The organism is Escherichia sp. AM3 (assembly GCF_032029835.1).
Lineage (GTDB): Bacteria > Pseudomonadota > Gammaproteobacteria > Enterobacterales > Enterobacteriaceae > Escherichia > Escherichia coli.
Genome location: NZ_JAVUPQ010000682.1, coordinates 1 through 359, shown reverse-complemented (window position 1 = coordinate 359; position 359 = coordinate 1). Strand labels below are relative to the sequence as shown.

At 56.8% G+C, this 359-nt stretch carries 1 pseudogene; it reads left to right on the top strand.

Annotated features, from left to right (window positions below):
* A pseudogene (gcvT, locus tag RTW80_RS27865) lies at window positions 1-359 on the top strand (glycine cleavage system aminomethyltransferase GcvT); the annotation flags it as partial.

Genomic DNA, 359 nt, shown 5'->3' with positions numbered 1-359 from the left:
CCTTTGTACGAACAGCACGTGTTGTGCGGCGCCCGCATGGTGGACTTCCACGGCTGGATGATGCCGCTGCACTACGGCTCGCAGATTGATGAGCACCACGCGGTGCGCACCGATGCCGGTATGTTCGACGTGTCTCATATGACGATTGTCGACCTGCGCGGTAGCCGCACCCGGGAGTTTTTGCGTTATCTGCTGGCAAATGACGTCGCCAAACTGAAGACGCCGGGCAAAGCGCTCTATACCGGCATGCTGAATGCCTCGGGCGGCGTGATTGATGACCTTATCGTCTATTACTTCACTGAAGATTTCTTCCGCCTCGTTGTAAACTCCGCCACCCGCGAAAAAGACCTCTCCTGGAT